Origin of the sequence: Frankia sp. ACN1ag (assembly GCF_001414035.1) — a bacterium.
Taxonomy (GTDB): domain Bacteria; phylum Actinomycetota; class Actinomycetes; order Frankiales; family Frankiaceae; genus Frankia; species Frankia torreyi.
The window spans coordinates 245,540-264,160 of sequence record NZ_LJPA01000002.1 but is presented as its reverse complement, the minus strand read 5'-3'; the positions used below and the strand labels follow the sequence as shown (position 1 = coordinate 264,160).

The window sequence follows — 18,621 nt, the reverse complement described above, 5'->3', positions numbered from 1 at the left end:
CCCCCCGGACGGGGGAGGGAAGTCTCCCGGTACGGAAGATTGCCCGATACCCGCCGGAGTGTCGCCATTGTGGCCGTCGATATGCTCTTTTCCGACATCGGGGCACTGCGCGTCAACACCGCGCGGTCGCGTGCATTCGGAGGTCGCGTGTCGGACGCCTCGGGTCACCGCCGTCATCGTCGTCCCACCCCGTCGGCGGGGCGGGACGCGGCGGCCGCGGGCGCCCCACGGGGCCATCGTGGCCGGTTCTTCGCGCTGCTCTGGCCGTTGGCGGCGCTCATGGTGTGCGCCGGCTTCGGGCTCGAACAGCTCGTCATCGAGCCGGCCTACGGGTCCTCGGGCGGATCGAGCACGGTCGCCGCGCAGCCGGGCGTCGTCACCCTCACCCCTGCCCCGGCGCCGCCGGATCCGACGCCGGCCTCGCCGGGCACGGTCCAGGTGGCGAAGGCCGGCGTGGCACTCGCGCCGGCGGCCCATGCTACCCGGCCGGTGGCGTCGGCCAGCACGGCGGTCGCGGTGGGCGGGCTCACCGCCGCGGGCACCGGGGGTTCCGGCGCGCCGGCCGACGCCGCAGCGTTGCCGGCGGTCGTCGGTGCGACGGCCGGCGACCCGTTCGCCGCCGCGACCCTCTACGTCGATCCCGCCGGCGACGCGGCCCAGGCGGTGCGCACGCTGCGCCAGACCGATCCCGCCGGGGCACAGACGCTGTCCCGGCTGGCCGGCCGCTCCCACGCCGACTGGTTCGGCGACCCGGATCCCGCCACCGTGCGCACCCGCGTCGCCGACCGGGTTCGGGTGGTGCGGGCGGCCGGCGCGCTGCCCGTGCTCGTCGCCTACGCGATCCCGCAGCGCGACTGCGGCGGCGGCCAGTCGGCGGGCGGGGTCGCCGGCGAGTCCGCCTACCGGGCGTGGATCGCCGCCTTCGCCGCCGGCATCGGCTCCGGTCCCGCCGCGGTCATCCTGGAGCCGGACGCCCTGGCCCAGATCGACTGCCTGGCACCGGCCGCCGCCACCGCCCGGTACGCGATGCTCGGCTACGCCGTCGACCAGCTCGCCGCGGTCGGGGCCGAGGTCTACCTCGACGCCGGCAACGCATCCTGGCATTCGGCCGCCGACACCGCCGCCCGGCTGCGGCAGGCCGGCGTCGCCCGCGCCCGGGGCTTCGCCCTCAACGTGTCGAACTTCGACGAGACCGCCGACGAGACGGCCTACGGCGATGCGGTTGTCGCCGCCCTCGGCGGCACCGCCCACTACGTCGTCGACACCTCTCGCAACGGTCGGGGGCCGGCCGCCGACAACGCCTGGTGCAACCCGCCCGGCCGAGGCCTGGGCGTGGCCCCCACCGACCGGACGGGCAATCCGCGAGCCGACGCCTACCTGTGGATCAAGGTGCCCGGGGAGTCGGACGGCGCGTGCAACGGCGGTCCGGCCGCCGGCGGATGGTGGCTCGACTACGCCATGGGCCTGGCGAGCAGGGCCGCGTGACGACGCGCGGCGGGCCGTCGGGGCGGGGCCGCGCGGCGGTGCTGCTCGGCTGCCTCGTCGCGCTGCTCGGCCTGCTCGCCGCCTGCGGGCCCGCAGGCGGCTCGGGGTCGACGGCCGGGGGACCGGTACACCTCGACGACGTCGGCGGGGCCACCGGGGTGCGGGGCGTGCGCCTCGACCCCCCGGTGCGCCTGCCCGGCGTGACCCTCACCGACACCACCGGCCGGCCGTGGACCCTGCCGGCGGCCGCCGATGGCCGGCTCACCCTGCTGTTCTTCGGCTACAGCTCCTGCCCGGACGTCTGTCCCACGACGGTCGCCGACCTCGCCGCCGCGGTGGGTCTGCTCACCCCCGCGCAGCGCGCCCGGGTCCGGGTGGTCGTCGCGACAACCGACCCGGCCCGCGACACGGGTCCGGTCCTGCGCCACTGGCTCGACCAGTTCGACCGATCGTTCGTCGGCCTGACCGGGCCGGCCACGGCGGTGACCCGACTCGCCGACACGGCCGGCGTCACCTTCAGCACGCCGACGCCGGCCGCGGATGGCACGATCGTGGTGCCGCACGGCAGCCAGGTCACGGCGATCGGCCCGGACGGCGTCGCCCGCGTCGGCTACCTCGCCGGCACCGCCGTCGCCGACTACGCCCACGACATCCCGCTGCTGCTCGCGGGAGAGAGCTGAGCGCGGGGCCCGACCGCCCGGCGCCACGCGACGGTGGCGAGGGGAGCGGCCCGGATGCCGGACAGCACGCAGCCGGATACTTCTCGGCGGTCGGGTGCTTCCTGGCGGTCGGGTGCTTCCTGGTGGTCGGGTGCTTCCCGGCGGCGTGTTCTGCCGAGGTCGGGGACGTCGCCGTGGTCACCGGGGCGCCGGCCGCGACTGGCAGGGGCGCTCGTGGTGCTGGTCCTGGTGCCCGCGCTGGTCGGCTGCGGGTCGGGCGGCCGGACGCCGACCGGTGGCCCGGCCGACCGGCCACGCTATTTCGGCCCGGTGGCCCCGCCGGCGGGAGAGGGGTTCTACCGCCCGCCCGTGCCGCTGCCCGCCGGCCGTGCCGGGGATGTTCTGTGGTCGCGTCCCGTGCCGGCGGCGGGGCCGTTCGCCACGGCCGGCGCGCGGGTGGTCCAGGTGCTGTACCTGTCCAGTGGGGCGCTCGGTAGGCCGATCGCGGTCAGCGGCACCGTGCTCGTCCCCGTCCACCCGGCCGGCGACGCGCCGATCCTCGGCTACGCGCCCGGCACCCAGGGGCTCGGCGACGACTGCGCGGCGTCGAAGGGACTCGCCGTGGGCGTCAACCTCGCCGTCGGGGCGATCACCGAGGCGCTGGGCCGGGGGTGGATCGTCGCCGTGCCCGACTACGAGGGCCTCGGCACCCCGGGCGAGCACACCTACGTCGTCGGGCCGGCCGAGGGGCACGCCCTGCTCGACATCGTGCGGGCCACCCCGCGGGTCGCGGGGCTCACCGGCGCGGCACATCGGCGGGTCGGGCTGACCGGCTACTCGCAGGGCGGGGGAGCCGCGGTGTGGGCGGCGCAGCTCGCCCCCGCCTACGCGCCGGACCTGGACCTACGCGGGGTCGCCGCCGGTGGCGTGCCGGCCGACCTGGGGGCTGTCGGGCGCGCCCTGGACGGAAAGGGGGCTGCCGGGCTCGGTCTGGCGGCCGCGGTCGGCCTCGACGCGGCCTATCCGGACCTGCGGCTGAACGCGCTGCTGACCCCGTCCGGCCGCAGCGTGTTCGCCGCCGTTCGCACCGCCTGCTCGCTGGCCCTGGTCACCGGGTTCGCCGGCAGGCGGATCGCCGACCTGACGACCACCGATCCGATGACGCTGCCGCGCTGGCGGGCGCGGCTGGCCGAGAACACCCTGGGACGGGTGGCGCCCCGCATTCCGCTCTACCTCTACCACGCCACGTCGGACAGCCTGGTCGCCTTCGGCCAGGCGGCGCGCCTGCGGACGGAGTACTGCACCCGGCGGGTCGCGGTGACCTGGGCTCCCTTCCCCGGCGACCACATCGACGGGGTGGGGCGCACGCAGGAGGCGCTGCGGTTCCTCGCCGACCGCTTCGCCGGCCTCCCGACGCACGGGAACTGCTGACCCGCACACCGCCGCGCCGCGCCAGTTGCCGGATGCCATTCCCCGACCATTTCTTCGAATAGGGAGGCGGCGAATACGGGAAATGGTTGTCACTGTTCGGGGGATTCGTGATCTGCTCGCCGTCCACCGCCGCGATGGTTATCCACAGCTTTCATGTTGCCTCTGGCTGGCGGGTCGATTCTGTTGGATTCTCGGTTCATGACCTTTTCCCGCTCGGCCTCGACCCCGCCGACCCGACCCGTCGTCCGCCGCTACCCCGGTCTCGACCCCGCCGTCGCGCNGGCCCGCCGGCAGGGCGGGGTGATCACGTTCCGGCAGGCGATGTCCGTCGGCCTGACTCGCGGTCAGCTCCGCCAGCTCGTCCAGTCCGATCAGTGGAGCCACCCCGTCCGCGGTGCCTTCGTCGTCCCGGTCGTCCCCCTGAACGAGGACGTCGCCGGGCCCGGCGACGAGCGGCGGGGCTCGGGCTGGGCGCCGGAGCCGGCGCCGTTCGCCGACGAGCCTCCTGCGGTCGCCGAGAATGGATGGCACTGCGGGCACCTCGCCGCTCGTGGCGGCCCGCTCCTCCCGGTGCTCCCCGGTGGTGCGGTCCCCGCCGCCGCGGTCCCCGGTGACGCGGCCCCCGCTGGCGTCTGCCCGGGGGTGTTCGCGCCGCCTCCCTTTCCCCTGTCGGCGCGCGTGCGGGCGGCACTCGTCGGCCGTCCGCACGCGGTCGTCTGCAACATCACCGCCGCCCGGCTGCTCGGGTTTCCCGGTGGGGAGCCGGAGAATCCGGCCGAGCCCGTGCACCTGCTGCTGCCGCCCCGGCTCACGCGGGCGCAGCCGCGGGGAATCCGGCTGCATTTCACCGAGCTCGGCGCCGGCGAACAGGTCGACCTGGCCGGGATTCCCGTCACCTCGCCGGCGCGCACCCTCGCCGATCTCGTGCTCGCGGCGCCCAGCCGGGAGGCCGCCGTCACCGAGATGGACGCCGCCCTGCACAGCGGGGTCGTGCCGAACCTGCGTGCGGCCCGCGAGGCGGCGGCCGGGCGGCGGGGCTTCCGGCCGACGCAGGACTGGTGGGATCTGGCCGACGGGCGGGCGGAGTCGGCGCTCGAGACCCGGCTGCGGCTGCTGCTCGCCGACGCGGGGCTCGCGCCGCCCCAGTTGCAGTGGCCGGTCCAGGACAGCGGCGGCCAGGCGATCGCGAAGCTCGACCTCGCCTGGCCGGAGCACCGGCTCGACGTGGAGGCCGACACGTACACCACGGCGAGCTCCGCCGAGGCGTTCCACCTGGAGCGGCTGCGCGGCAACCTGCTCGCCGCCCGGCGGTGGGCGGTGCTGCGGTTCAGCGCGCTGGACGTCGCCTGGTACCCGGAGCGGATCGTCGCCGCCGTCGACCGGTTCCTCGCCTCCCCCACGGCGTGGGACGAGGCGGAACGGCAGGCCTCGTGAGTATTGCCACCATCCGGACAAAGGCGTGCAAGGACTTGTGACAGGAAGTACATTCCAAGCCGCCCGGGCGTCCCACGCCTACGATCCGGAACATGAGCGTTCCATCGGCCGGGCTGTCGCTGGCCGCAGACTTTCCGGAGGCCACCCGCGCCGAGTGGCAGCAGCTCGTCCTGGGCGTCCTGCGCAAGTCCGGCGTGGCGACCGAGTCGAGTGCCGCCGGCGAAGTCGAGGAGCTGCTGGCCACGCGGACCTATGACGGCCCGCTGATCCGACCGCTCTACACCGCCGACGACCTGCCCGCCGGCGGGGTGGGCCTGCCGGGCCTCGCGCCGTTCGTGCGGGGTGGTCGGCCCCAGGGCGCGGGCCCCACTGGCTGGGACGTCCGCGCCCTGCACGCCGGTCCCGACGCGAAGGCCGCCGCCGATGCCGTTCTCACCGACCTGGAGAACGGCGTCACGTCGCTGTGGCTGCGCCTCGGCTCCGGCGGGCTGCCGATCGGCGCCCTGGCCACGGTGCTCGGCGAGGTCTACCTCGACCTCGCCCCCGTCGTTCTCGACGCGGGCGCGCAGACCCGGTCGGCGGCCGAGGAGCTCTTCCGCCTCGCCGCCGCCCGCGGCGTGCCCGGCTCGCAGCTCGCCGGCAGCCTCGGCGCCGATCCGATCGGCCTGGCCGCGCGGGCGGGTCTGCCGGCGGACGGGCCGGCGGGGCTGACCGAGGCGGCGGCCCTCGCGGCGCGCTGCGTGGCCGAGTTTCCCGGCGTGCGGGCCCTCGTCGTCGACGCCCAGCCCTACCACCGCGCCGGCGGCAGCGACGCCGAGGAGCTCGGTGCGTCGCTGGCCACCGGGGTCGCCTACCTGCGCGCGCTCACCGACGCAGGGCTGAGTCTGCCCGAGGCCCTCGGGCAGCTCGAGTTCCGTTACGCGGTCACCGCCGACCAGTTCTCCTCCATCGCGAAGCTGCGGGCCGCGCGCCGGCTGTGGTCCCGGGTCGCACAGGTGTGTGGGGCCGAGCCGGCCGAGCGCGCCCAGCACCAGCACGCGGTCACCTCGGCGGCGATGATGACGCGGCGCGATCCCTGGGTGAACATGCTGCGCACCACCCTGGCCTGCTTCGGCGCCGGCGTCGGCGGTGCGGACGCGGTGACGGTTCTGCCGTTCGACACCCGCCTCGGCGTGCCCGACGACTTCTCCCGGCGGATCGCCCGCAACACCCAGACCCTCCTGCAGGAGGAGTCGAGCCTGATCCGGGTGATCGATCCGGCCGGTGGTTCGTGGTTCGTGGAGTCGCTCACCGCCGAGCTCGCCGAGGCTGCCTGGGCCTGGTTCACCGAGATCGAGCGGGCCGGCGGGATCGTCGCCGCCCTGCGCTCCGGTCTCGTCGCCGAGCGGATCGCGGCCACCTGGGCCAGGCGCGCCGAGGCGATCGCCCACCGGCGCGATCCCCTCACCGGCGTCAGCGAGTTCCCCAACCTGGCCGAGAGCCTGCCCGAGCGCGTTCCGGCCCCGGCCGAGGAGCGTCCCACCATCGACGGGACGCCCGGCCTGCCCGAGATCCACTACGACGCCGACTTCGAGGCGCTGCGGTCGCGTGCCGACACCCACGCCGAGGCGGCCGCCCGCCCGGTGGTGTTCCTGGCCACCCTCGGCAGTGCCGCGGCGTCGACCGCCCGCGCCACGTTCGCCGCGAACCTGTTCCAGGCGGGCGGGTTCGAGACCCCGACGTCCGGCCCGGGTACCGACCCGGCCGCGATCGCGGCGGCCTTCGCCGCCTCCGGCGCCGCGGTGGCCTGCCTCTGCTCGGGCGACAAGGTGTACGCCGAGCACGCCGCCGCAGTGGCCCGGGCGCTGCGCGACGCGGGCGCCCGCCAGGTGTGGCTCGCCGGTCAGCCGGGCTCGCGCGCCCAGGCCGACGCCGAGGCGGGCATCGACGGGTACGTCTTCACAGGATGCAATGCGGTCGCCGTGCTCCAGGCGACGCAGGCCGAGGCGGGAGTGCGCTGATGTCCGTGGACAGCTCGAACCGGCCCTCCGCCGCCATCCCGGACTTCTCCCAGGTGGAGCTCGGCGGCCCGCCGGCCGGCGCGGACACGCCCGAGGCCGCGTGGCGCACCGCGCTGGAGGCGGCGACCGGCAAGGACGTCGACGCCCTGACCTGGGACACCCCCGAGGGCATCGCGGTCAAGCCGCTCTACACTGCCACCGACACCGCCGGGCTCGACTTCCTGCGCACCTACCCGGGGATCGCGCCGTTCCTGCGCGGCCCCTATCCGGCGATGTACGTCACCCAGCCGTGGACGATCCGTCAGTACGCCGGGTTCTCCACCGCCGCGGCGTCCAACGCCTTCTACCGGCGCAACCTCGCCGCCGGCCAGAAGGGCCTGTCGGTCGCCTTCGACCTGCCGACCCACCGCGGCTACGACTCGGACCACCCGCGGGTCACCGGGGACGTCGGGATGGCCGGGGTGGCCATCGACTCCATCCTCGACATGCGCCAGCTCTTCGACGGCATCCCGCTGGACCGGATGAGCGTGTCGATGACCATGAACGGCGCGGTGCTGCCGGTGCTCGCGCTCTACATCGTGGCGGCCGAGGAGCAGGGGGTGGCTCCGGAGCAGCTCGCCGGGACCATCCAGAACGACATCCTCAAAGAATTCATGGTCCGCAACACCTACATCTACCCGCCGCAGCCGTCGATGCAGATCATCTCGGACATCTTCTCGTACACCTCGCAGAAGATGCCGAAGTTTAACTCGATCTCCATCTCCGGCTACCACATGCAGGAGGCCGGCGCGACGGCCGACCTGGAGCTCGCCTACACCCTCGCCGACGGCGTCGAGTACATCCGCGCCGGCCTGGGCGCAGGGTTGGCGATCGACGCATTCGCCCCGCGGCTGTCGTTCTTCTGGGCGATCGGGATGAACTTCTTCATGGAGGTCGCCAAGCTGCGCGCGGCCCGGCTGCTGTGGGCGCGGCTGGTCAACCAGTTCTCGCCGACGAGCTCGAAGTCACTGTCGCTGCGCACCCACTCGCAGACGTCCGGCTGGTCGCTGACCGCCCAGGACGTGTTCAACAACGTGGTGCGGACCTGCGTCGAGGCGATGGCCGCCACCCAGGGTCACACCCAGTCGCTGCACACCAACGCCCTCGACGAGGCGCTGGCGCTGCCCACCGATTTCTCCGCCCGCATCGCCCGCAACACCCAGCTGCTGCTGCAGCAGGAGTCCGGCACCACCCGGGTCATCGACCCGTGGGGTGGCAGCCACTACGTCGAGCGGCTCACCTACGACCTGGCCCGCAAGGCGTGGGGTCACATCAGCGAGGTCGAGGCGTCCGGCGGCATGGCGCAGGCCATCGACGCCGGCATCCCCAAGATGCGCATCGAGGAGGCCGCGGCGCGTACCCAGGCGCGCATCGACGCCGGCCGCCAGCCGCTCATCGGCGTGAACAAGTACCGGGTGGCCGCCGACGAGGCGATCGAGGTCCTCAAGGTTGACAACTCGGCGGTGCGTACCGAACAGATCGACAAGCTGCGCCGCCTGCGCGCCGAGCGTGACCCGGCCGCGGTCGAGGTGGCGCTGCACGCGCTCACCGCGGCCGCGGACGCCGCCCGCGACGGCCGTCGCGGTCCCGGCCTGGAGCAGAACCTGCTGGCGCTGNCCGTCGACGCGGCCCGCGCCAAGGCGACGGTCGGCGAGATCTCGGACGCGTTGGAGAAGGTCTACGGGCGCCATTCCGGCCAGATCCGTACCATCTCCGGGGTGTACCGGGACGAGGCGGGACCCGCCGGGAACGTCGCCGCCGCCCGCGAGGCCGCCGCCGAGTTCGAGCGCCAGGAGGGCCGCCGGCCGCGCATCCTCGTCGCGAAGATGGGCCAGGACGGCCACGACCGCGGCCAGAAGGTCATCGCCAGCGCCTTCGCCGACATCGGCTTCGACGTCGACGTCGGCCCGCTGTTCCAGACGCCCGCCGAGGTCGCCCGTCAGGCGATCGAGGCGGACGTCCAGATCGTCGGAGTGTCCTCGCTGGCCGCCGGGCACCTCACCCTGGTGCCCGCGCTGCGCGAGGAGCTCGCCGCGCTGGACCGGTCCGACATCCTCATCGTGGTCGGCGGGGTCATCCCCCCGGGCGACTTCGACGAGCTGCGGGCCGCCGGGGCGGCGGCGATCTTCCCGCCGGGTACGGTCATCGCCGACGCGGCGCTGGAGCTGCTCGCCACCCTGTCGGCGCAGCTCGGCCACTCCGCCGCCTGAACCGGTCGAGCTGTGGCATCTCTGGCAACGGCACCGCCGGCTATGGCCTGGCCGGCACCGGCGCCGCCGGCTATGGCGTCGCTGACGTCGTGACCCGGCGCATCGATCTGACCGAGTACGCGGACGGCGTGCTGGCCTCGTCGCGGACCTGGATCGCGCGGGCCATCACGCTGGTCGAGTCCAGCCGGCCCGACCACCGGGAGCTCGCCCAGCAGTTGCTGGTGACCCTGCTCCCGCACGCCGGCAAGGCGCGCCGCGTCGGCATCACCGGGGTGCCGGGCGTGGGCAAGTCGACGTTCATCGACGCGCTGGGCACCATCCTGACCGGGCGAGGCCACCAGGTGGCGGTGCTCGCCGTCGACCCGTCGTCGACGCGGACGGGCGGCAGCATCCTCGGCGACAAGACCCGGATGGCCGCGCTGTCGGTGGACCCCGCGGCCTTCATCCGACCGTCGCCGACCGCGGGCACCCTCGGCGGGGTCGCGAAGGCCACCCGGGAGGCGATGGTGGTCATGGAGGCGGCCGGCTACGACGTCGTCATGGTCGAGACGGTCGGCGTCGGCCAGTCGGAGACGACGGTGGCCGACATGGTCGACACCTTCCTGTTCCTGACCCTGGCCCGCACCGGCGACCAGCTTCAGGGGATCAAGAAGGGCGTGCTGGAACTCGCCGACGTCATCGCGGTGAACAAGGCCGACGGCCCGCACGAGCTCGACGCCCGCCGCGCCGCCCGCGAGCTGGCCGGGGCGCTGCGGATGCTGCAGGGCTCCTCGGGGCCGCGCGACTGGAACACCCCGGTGCTCACCTGCAGCGCCGCCGAGCGCACCGGCCTCGACACCGTCTGGGCGCAGGTGGTCAAGCATCAGGACACCCTCGACGCCTCCGGCGAGCTCGCCGCCCGCCGCCGGCGCCAGCAGGTGGACTGGACCTGGGCGATGGTCCACGACCGGCTGCTCGCCGAGCTGCGGGCGCACCCGCGCGTGCGGGAGATCGCCCCCGACCTCGAACGTCGCGTCCGCGACGGCACGCTCACCCCCGCCCTCGCCGCCGACGCGATCCTCGCCGCCTTCGGCGACCCTGCACCACCCTCCGGCACCGGGCGATAACTCCCACGCCGCCCCGCGGTTCGCTTTGGCTCCAGTTCCTCGCTGTCTTGCACCGGACACGAAGATTGCCTGGTCAAGCGTCTACGATGATCGCACCATCTAGAGGGGCGAGAGCTCCGGCGGTCGGGGGCGGTCCAGGAGCCCCGGGGTGCCTCGGTGATCGTGTGGTTTTCGGGAGTCGCGGTGAGTTATCAGCTCGGTATCGATGTCGGATCCGCGAACACGATCGTTGCGGTCACGGACGGCGGCTGGCCCCGCGTGCTCGAACTCGGCGGGCAGCGGCGGCTGCCGTCGGTGGTGTTCGCGCCACCGGGCGGCGGTCTGCAGTTCGCCCGCGCGGCGGCCCGGCGCGCCCAGGCCGATCCGGCCCGGTCGGCGACCGATCTGCTACGCCGGCTCGGCGACGGCGGCCCGATCCTGCTCGGCGGCGCCGCCTACAGCCGCGAGGGTCTGCTTGGCCGGCTGGTCGCCCATCTCGTCGGCCTGGCCGTTGATCAGCTCGGCGGGCTCCCGGACCAGGTGGTGGTGACCTTCCCGACGTTCTGGTCCCCGGGCCGGCGGGAGACCTTCACCGACGCGATCACCCAGCTCTCCGGGCTGGAGCTGCCGGTCGTGGCCCTGCCCGCGGCCGACGCGATGGGGACGCTGCTCGCCCGCAGCTCGGTGACCCAGACGGTCGACCTCGTCGGCTGGTACGACCTCGGCGCGGGCTTCCTTGACGCCGCGGTCCTGTCCTTCTCGCCGTTCGGGTTCCAGCTCGTCGGCGCGCCGGCGGGGCTGCGTCACGGCGCCGGCCTCGATCTCGACGAGCTGCTGGTGGACCGGGTGCTGGCCGTGGCCGGCATCGCGCCCGCGCACCTCGACCGGGCCGACGCCGCCACCCGTGTCGCGCTCGCCCGCCTGCGCCGCGAGGCCGCGCAGGCCAAGGAGGTCCTCGCCGAGGAGGACGAGGTCGACCTGGCGGTGGAGCTGCCCGGCATCGACGCCTCGGTCACGCTGACCCGCGGCGAGCTGGAGACGCTCGCCGGCCCGACCGTCGACGACACCGTCGAGACCTTCCGGCGGGCGTTGCGCTCGGTGCCGGCGGACCCCGCCGACCTTTCTCGCATCCTGATGTCCGGTGGGGTGGCGCATCTGCCGCTGGTGGCGCGCCGGCTGCGTGCCGCCTTCCCGGAAATCGGCCGGATCGAGCACCGCGCGGACGCGGACGTGGCGATGGGCGCGGCACTGATCGCCGCCGACCTCGCCGATCGTTCCGCCCGGGCCGGTGGGGCGGTGTTCGGTGCCGTGGGAGCGGCGGGCGCCGGGGCCATCGAGGAGCCGTACGACGTCACCGCGGTCATCCGCCCGCCGGACGCCTCCAGCCTCACGTCGCTGCCGCCGTTCCTCTCCGGGGGCGGGACGCCGCCGCCGGGGGCCGGTGCCGGCGGGGCAGCCGGCGAGGGCGGGGCGGCGGTCGCCGCCGGATCGTCGGACGGCGGGACTCCGGGCCCCTACGGGGCGGCGGGCGGTTCACCCGGTTTCGGCGAGGCCACCGTGCTCACACCGGACGCCGGTCGCGGTCATGGCGCCGCCGGCCTGCCGGGTGGGGGCGGCGGTGGTGCGCTCGGCCAGCCGGGCGCGGCCCCCGGTGCCTATGCCGCGGCCGCGAGCGCCGACGAGACCGGACTGCTCCCCGCGGACGCAGCGGGTGCGCCCGTGGGCGCCGCCGCGGACGCCGGGGGGTCGCATCGCGCCACGCAGGGAGGCGGCGGCGGGATCTTCGGGTCCCGTCGGGTCATGGTGGCCGCGGCGATCATCGCCGTCCTGTTCGTCGCCATCGGGACGACCGCCGGAGTCGTGCTCACGGGGCGCGACTCGGGTTCGGGCGGGGACTCCGTGGCCGCCGTCGGGGGAGCCTTCCCGACCACGGATCCGATTCCACCGTCGTCCAGTCCCACCTCCGAGCCGCCGGCCGCCACGAACCTCGTGCGGGTCGCGGGCTCCTCCGAGGTCGCCCCCATCACCGAGACCGCCTACAACGAGTTCCGCCAGACCCAGCGCAACGTCACCGTCAACATCGAGGCGACCAGCACCGAGGACGGTTTCGCGGCCCTGTGCAGCGGCAAGGCCGAACTCGCCGACGCCTCCTTCGAGCTCACCCCGGGAATCGTCAAGGATCCCGGATGCGCGAAGCAGGTCGTCGGGTTCGAGGTCGCGCACCACACCCTGCCGATCGTGGTCAATCCACAGAACACCTGGCTGCACTGCCTCAGCCTCAAGCAGGTCAAGCAGATCTGGGGCGCCGACTCGTCGGTGACCCGCTGGAGCCAGATCGACAGCTCGTTCCCGGACGAACCGATCGCGTTCGTCGGCCCGCCCCACGACTCGGTGCAGGCGGAGGTCTTCAACGCGACCATCAGTGACGCCAGTGACCGCTCCCGCGCCTACCGGCAGGTGGACCTGAGCGGGGTCGCCAACGACGTCGCCGGCGACCGGTCGGCCATCGGTTTCCTGGATTACCCCACCTACGAGACGTTCGGCGCCAGGCTGCGCGGAGTGGAGATCAACAACGGCGAGGGGTGCGTCGCGCCGACCGCGGTGGCCGTCGGCACCGGGCTTTACCTGCCGCTGTGCAAGCCGCTGTTCGTCTACGCCCGCACCGACGCGCTGCGTCGGCCGGCGACCGCCGCCTTCCTGCGCTACTTCCTGGAGAACGGTCGCAAGATCGCCTTCGACGCGCACTACGTGCCGCGCAGCGACGACACGGTCGGGGAGAACGTCGCCAGGCTGGAGAAGCTGACGACGGGGGTGGGACCGGTACCCGCCTGACCAGGCGACCGGCCCGCAGCGTGTGCGGGCCGGTTGATCTGCGTGGCAGGGTGGGGGACGCCGGCCGGGCGGTCGCACGGTGCGGCGAGCCTGCCGGCTCTCAGGTCACGGACTCTCAGATCACGGACTCTCAGGCGACGGAGTGGGTGACGGTGCAGGTGTAGGTGCCGACGATCACGTTCGTGGGAACGGCCACGGTGAGTGTCGGTTCCCACGAGACGGTGCTCGTGTCGAGATCCATCGTGGTGGCGGAGAAGGCGGTGCGGGAGGCGGCCAGCGTCACGGCACTCGTCGCGGTGGGCTGGCCGGGGCTGACCAGGGATGGCAGGCCGGTCGTGGCGGTGGCGGGGCCGGACCAGTAGATCAGCGACGCCCGGGGGATCGTCTCGTCGGACGCGCCGGTCCCGGTCGTGCAGTTCGTCGAGGTCACGGTGGCCGTCCAGGCGCCGACCAGAGCGGTGCTGGTGACGGTCGTCGTCGCCAGTTGGACGCTGAGCGGGTCGTCGCCGATCGCGTGCGAACCGAGGTTCGCCGTAGCGGGAGCGGTGATGGTCAGCGTCGCCTGGGCCGGACTGCCGGACCAGGTGACCAGCAGGATCACGAGGACCGTGAATGCCGAAAGCCTGCCTGTAGTCCGCCCGAGGCCGGGGAGGTTGCACCGCATCTCGACGACTCCTGACCGCATCCGCAGCACGATGCTGGCCTTGCTACCACGACGCACGAGGGTGGGTCTGGACCTCGGGGCCGGACGGGACGAGTCCGGCGGGGGCGGGGGCGAGCGGTGGCCGGGGAAGGCCGTCGAGACACGCGACTGTTGCTGTGTGTGTTCGTTCGCTACCTAGGGTGATAGCTTTCGCTGCGTGCCCGGCGGATCACATCTCTCGATACCGCAGCAGGGGCGCTCCGGCCTCACACAGGGGAGTAGTTACGTTGCGTAAGTCATCGCTGTTTCTTCTGAGCGCAGCCGCCGCGGCGGCCGCCCTTCTCGGCTCGGCGCTACCGGCCAATGCCGCGACCGCCGACACCGTGGTGACCCTGACCCTCACCGGAGGGGCCGTGAACATCACGGCTCCGGCCACCGCCACCCTGACCGGCGCGATCGGGACGACGCCCGTGTCGGGTCCCCTCGGGCTCGTCACGGTCACCGACACCGAGGGCACCGAAGCGCCCTCCTGGGTGGCCAGCGTGTCCACCACCAACTTCAACGCGCCGGTGGGTTCCGGCATCGCCCCGATTCCCGTCGCGAACATCCACTACTCGCCGGGCACGGTCACCCGCGTGAACAACACGGGAACCGCAAACGACGCCAACTTCACCGGCGAATTCGTCGCGGTCCCGACGGTGACGGCCACCGGCGGCCCCGGCATCAACTCGGCGTCATGGAACCCGACGCTGACGGTGGACATTCCGCCCACCGCCGTCGCCGGTACCAACTACACCGCCACGATCACCCACTCCACGGTGCCGTGATCGGGGCTACGGGATGAACAGAGGCACCCTCTTCGGTGCCCTCGCGGTGGTGGCCGGGATGCTCATCCCGGCCACCACCATTCCTGCCGTGTCGGCCGCGCCCCGCAACGGGACCGTCAACTCCGACGGGACGTTCGGGATCAGGCTGGTCGAGGTCACCGCGTCGCTGTGGAAGGATCCCCGGGCCAGGCAGTACATCGTCGATCACCTCAACCCGGGCACCACGATGCGCCGCCAGGTGGAGGTCGTGAACAACACCGAAGCCCCGATGCGGATCGAGCTGTACCCGGGGGCCGCGAGCCTCGGTGAAAGCTCGTTCCACTTCGCCGAGGGGCGCAAGCCCAACGAGCTGACCACCTGGGTCAGCCTGGACCGGAGCGCGATCGAGGTCGGCGCGCACTCCCGGGAGAAGGCCGTGGTGACTGTCGCCGTACCCCGGGACGCCTCGCCGGGCGAGCACTACGGCGTGCTCTGGGCGCAGGCGGGCAGCGCGGCGCCGAAGGGCAGCGGCTTCCAGATGGTCAACCGGGTCGGGATCCGGATGTACCTGGACATCGGCCCCGGCGGCCCGCCCGCCGCCGGCTTCACCATCGCCGCACTCACCGCGAGCCGTCTGCTCGACGGGCGACTGGCAGTCGGTACCGAGATCCACAACACCGGTGGTCGGGCGTTGGACATGTCCGGCGAGCTGACGTTGACCAAGGGTCCGGGTGGCCTGCAGGCCGGACCGTTCCGGGCGAACCTCGGAACGACGATCGCCCCTGGGGAGGTCAGCCCGGTCTCGTTCGCACTCGACGGGCAGATGCCGGCGGGCCCGTGGACCGCGACGGTGACACTGCACAGCGGGCTGGTCGAGCGGACCGCCACGGCGGTGATCCGTTTCCCTGACCGTCGCGGCGCCTCCGAACGGGTCCGAGTGAGTGGCGCCTCCACCCGCCGGGTCGCGGTCACGTCCGCGATCGTCACCGGCGGGTCGCTGTTCGGCGTCGGAATGCTGGTCATGCTCGCGCGCCGGTGGCGCCGACGCCGGTCGGCCTCCTGATCCGCGGTCGGCAGGTGATCAGCTCGCGCAGGCGTCGGACCAGGGGACGCCGGGGACGAATCGGCTCCACTCCGCCCGGCTCGGTGCCGCCCCCGGCTTCGCGCAGGCGCCCTGCCGCAGCCGCTGCGGGTCCAGCGTCCCGAGCAGGATCGTGCCCCTGTCGGTGGTCAGCGCGACGCTCCCCGCGGCGGTCGCGCTCATCGCCCGCACCGGCGAGTCCACGGTGCCCATGGGGATGAGCGCGGGCGCGGAAACGGCGAGATTCGAGTACGCGACGCTGCCTGCGCTGTCCGCGCTCAGCAACTGGTCGCCGGCGGCGAAGGCGACGGTGGTCACGGGCGCGGCGTGGCCGGGCAGGCGCTTCGCGACTCGCGGATGGTTCGGGTCGGCGACGTCGGACACCTGCAGGTTCTGGTCGTCGCCCCCGGTGGCCAGCAGCGTGCCGTCCGGGCTGAACGCCACCGTGTTGACGGCGCCGGTGTGGCCCGGCACCGAGCCCATCTGCGTGGGGTGGCGCGGGTCGCGCACGTTCCAGAGCTGGACGGTGCCGCCCACCCCGGCGATGGCGAGCACGGCCCCGTCGGGGCGCAGCGCCACCCCCGTCACCGGTCCGGACCGCCCGATCAGCAGTTGCAGGGAGGTGGGCCGGGCGGGGTCGGTGATGTCCCACAGCCCGACCGACCAGTCGACGCCGGCCGTGGCGAGCAGATGAGCCTTGGTGGACAGGGCCAGGCGGTGCACCGGAGTCGACTGGGTGCCGAGCGCGCCGAGCGGACGCGGCCTCGCCGGGTCGCTGACGTCCCACAGCCGGCCGGCGTCGGTGGCCCCGCCGGTCGCCAGCGTCCGGCCGCCGTTGTCGAAGATCACCCCGCTCGCGTGGTCGTCGGCCGAGCCCTGCGCGGCGACGGTCGGCCGGCCGGCGTCGTCGAGGCGCCACAGGTGTAGCCGGCCGGCGTCGTCGGTGCCGGCGAGTGTCGTGCCATCCGGGCTGAGCGCGAGGTCGGAGTACGCCGACGCGCCGGCGGGCACCCGTGTCGCGGTCGACTGCGCGAACGAGGCGATCAGCGCGTCCCGGGCCGCGGTGGTCGGGGCGAGCGTGTAGGCCGCGAGGCTGAGCCGTGCGGCGAGCTGCGGATCCTGGGCGCGACGTGCGGCGGCGTCGGTGGCCAGCCGCGTCGACGCGGCCGCTCGCTCGGCCGGGCTCGCGGCGCCCGGCCCGCCGCCGCCGCCCAGGACGATGACCGGAATCGCCACCGCGGCGGCGAGCAGGACCACCAGGGCGCCGGCGAGCACAAGCGCGCGGGGTCGGCGCCGGCGCCGGGTAGGCGGCGCGCTGTCCGGCGGACCACCCGGCGTCGTGGCTGCGCTGCCCGGTCCCTGTGCCGGCAGCGAGACGGATCCGCCTGGTGGGACGGATCCGCCTGGCGGAAGGGACGGCGTCGCCGGCTCACCCGCACCGGTCGCCGGGCCAGGGGAGCCGACCCGAGGTGGTGCCGAGCCCGGCGACCCGCCGGGCGGTGGGGTCCGAGGTGAGACCGGGGGCGGGAAGGCCAGCGGCGCCGGCGACATCTGGGTCGCCGGCATCGCCGCGGCCGGTGGACCACCGCCGGCCGCGTACGGCGGCACCGCCGTGCCGGGGCGGCCGCCCCACGAGGCGGTCGCGGAGACCGTGGCCTCCCCGCCCGGTCCCGTGGCGGGCGGAACCGATCCGCCGGACGCGGGTGCCCCCACCGAGCCGGTGAACCCTGCCCCCGCGATGCGCCCCGTAGCGCCTCCGGGACCCGCTGTGCCGGGTGGTGGCGCTGCCGGGCTCGGGGCTGCGGCGCCACGGCCACGCCGACCCCATCGCCGGGGCTGGGCGGCGGAGTTCTCGGCGGGCTCGTCCGGCGTTGCCTCCGGCGCCGGTCGAGCGGGCAGCGCCCCACCGCCGATCAGTGCCGTGCGCAGCTCCTCCGCGCTCGGGCGCGCCTCGGGGTTCTTCGCCATCGCGACCTCGATGAGGCCACGCAGTTCCCCGCTGACGCCGTCGAGCCGAGGCGGCTCGTTGATGATCCGGTAGAGGATCGCCTCCATCCGGCCGGTGCCGAACGGCGGCTGGCCGGTGGCGGCGAAGACCATGACCGCACCCCAGGAGAAGACGTCGACCGCCGAGGTGATCGGCGCGTCGAGAATCTGCTCGGGCGACATGTAGCCGGGCGTCCCGATGGCCTGGCGCACGTTCCGGCTGAGCTCGGTGTCGGCATTGAACTCGCGGGCCAGCCCGAAGTCGATCACCTTCGGGCCGACCGGGGACAGCAGCACGTTGCCGGGGGTGAGGTCCCGGTGCACGATCCCGGCGGCGTGGATGGCACTCAGCGCGGTGGTGACGCTGACGGCGAGCTGCTCGAGGTCGGCGGGCCGCATCGGCCCCCGGACCGAGACGTGCCGGGACAGCGTCGGGCCCTCGACGAACTCGGTCACGAGATACGGCTGCGGGCCGTGGGGGTCGGCGTCGAGCACGGCCGCTGTGGTGAACCGGCGCACCCGGCGCGCGCTTTCGGCCTCCCGGGCGAACCGGGCACGGAACTCGGGGCGCTGTGCGAGTTCCGGCCGGATCACCTTGATGGCCACCGCGGTGCCGTCGGGGGCCCGGCCGAGGAACACCGTGCCCATCCCACCCTGGCCGAGTCGGCCGATCACCTGGTAGGTGCCGAGGCGGCGGGGATCCTCGGGCTGCAGCGGGCGCGCCGTGTTCCCGGACAACGGCGGTGGTGTCGTCCCCGTCACCGTGCCCCACTCCCGCGGGGCCGCCTCGGCCCCGCATGCCCCGCCCCGCAATCACGGCACGCCGACCTCAGCGTCCGTCTGACTCCATGTTCATACCAGGTGATGATGTAGTGCAGTGTCTCCGGATCAGACCAACATTGACGTGTTCGCGACCGGTGAGCCGCCCTC

11 protein-coding genes and 1 pseudogene are annotated in these 18,621 nt (G+C 74.2%); 10 read left to right on the top strand and 2 right to left on the bottom strand.

The window, feature by feature from the left end; all coding sequences use genetic code 11:
- Positions 1-147: 147 nt before the first annotated feature.
- From UK82_RS02530 to UK82_RS02495, 8 genes and pseudogenes are all read left to right on the top strand, one after another.
- The gene (locus UK82_RS02530; protein WP_236705406.1) at positions 148-1,485 is read left to right on the top strand and encodes a glycoside hydrolase family 6 protein; all 1,338 of its coding nucleotides are present in this window, start codon (positions 148-150) and stop codon (positions 1,483-1,485) included.
- Positions 1,482-2,165, top strand: a complete 684-nt coding sequence (locus UK82_RS02525) for an SCO family protein (protein WP_044884483.1) — start codon at positions 1,482-1,484, stop codon at positions 2,163-2,165. Before UK82_RS02530 ends, UK82_RS02525 begins: the two co-directional genes overlap by 4 nt.
- A gap of 213 nt (positions 2,166-2,378) precedes the next feature.
- On the top strand, positions 2,379-3,575 hold the full coding sequence (locus UK82_RS02520) for a lipase family protein (protein WP_236705405.1): 1,197 nt from the start codon (positions 2,379-2,381) through the stop codon (positions 3,573-3,575).
- A 1,526-nt stretch (positions 3,576-5,101) separates the two neighbouring features.
- A complete protein-coding gene (locus UK82_RS02510) occupies positions 5,102-7,009 on the top strand; it encodes a methylmalonyl-CoA mutase subunit beta (RefSeq protein ID WP_044884485.1) in 1,908 nt (635 codons plus the stop codon).
- Positions 7,009-8,664 (top strand): annotated as a pseudogene (scpA, locus tag UK82_RS02505) (methylmalonyl-CoA mutase); the annotation flags it as partial. The gene UK82_RS02510 and the pseudogene scpA, both read left to right, overlap by 1 nt.
- A 1-nt stretch (position 8,665) precedes the next feature.
- A partial coding sequence (locus UK82_RS35130) for a cobalamin-dependent protein (protein WP_236705404.1) occupies positions 8,666-9,258 on the top strand: 593 nt, incomplete at its 5' end.
- 89 nt (positions 9,259-9,347) lie between these two features.
- Entirely contained in the window at positions 9,348-10,364 is a 1,017-nt protein-coding gene (gene meaB, locus UK82_RS02500; protein ID WP_044884487.1) for a methylmalonyl Co-A mutase-associated GTPase MeaB, read from the top strand.
- 183 nt (positions 10,365-10,547) lie between these two features.
- Complete coding sequence (locus tag UK82_RS02495; RefSeq protein WP_044884488.1) at positions 10,548-13,175, top strand: Hsp70 family protein; 2,628 nt, start codon at positions 10,548-10,550, stop codon at positions 13,173-13,175.
- A 130-nt stretch (positions 13,176-13,305) separates the two neighbouring features.
- On the opposite strand, the gene UK82_RS02490 is transcribed toward UK82_RS02495, so the two are convergent.
- Entirely contained in the window at positions 13,306-13,896 is a 591-nt protein-coding gene (locus UK82_RS02490; RefSeq protein ID WP_152989787.1) for a hypothetical protein, read from the bottom strand.
- A gap of 209 nt (positions 13,897-14,105) precedes the next feature.
- Here UK82_RS02490 and UK82_RS02485 point away from each other — a divergent pair, with 209 nt between their 5' ends.
- Together UK82_RS02485 and UK82_RS02480 are read left to right on the top strand one after the other, a co-directional pair.
- Positions 14,106-14,645, top strand: a complete 540-nt coding sequence (locus tag UK82_RS02485) for a hypothetical protein (protein ID WP_055406172.1) — start codon at positions 14,106-14,108, stop codon at positions 14,643-14,645.
- Between the two features lie 13 nt (positions 14,646-14,658).
- Positions 14,659-15,687: a hypothetical protein gene (locus UK82_RS02480; RefSeq protein ID WP_055406171.1), complete on the top strand. Its 1,029-nt coding sequence runs from the start codon at positions 14,659-14,661 to the stop codon at positions 15,685-15,687.
- Positions 15,688-15,705: 18 nt separating this feature from the next.
- Here UK82_RS02480 and UK82_RS02475 read toward each other — a convergent pair whose 3' ends face one another.
- Positions 15,706-18,453 carry a WD40 repeat domain-containing serine/threonine protein kinase gene (locus UK82_RS02475; protein ID WP_055406170.1) on the bottom strand — a complete coding sequence of 916 codons (2,748 nt, stop codon included), beginning with the start codon at positions 18,451-18,453 and terminating at the stop codon, positions 15,706-15,708.
- Positions 18,454-18,621: the final 168 nt, after the last annotated feature.

Coding starts and splice junctions, on each gene's coding strand:
- UK82_RS02510 (WP_044884485.1), top strand. CDS start 5,102: ATGAGCGTTCCATCGGCCGGGCTGTCGCTGGCCGCAGACTTTCCGGAG.
- UK82_RS02480 (WP_055406171.1), top strand. CDS start 14,659: ATGAACAGAGGCACCCTCTTCGGTGCCCTCGCGGTGGTGGCCGGGATG.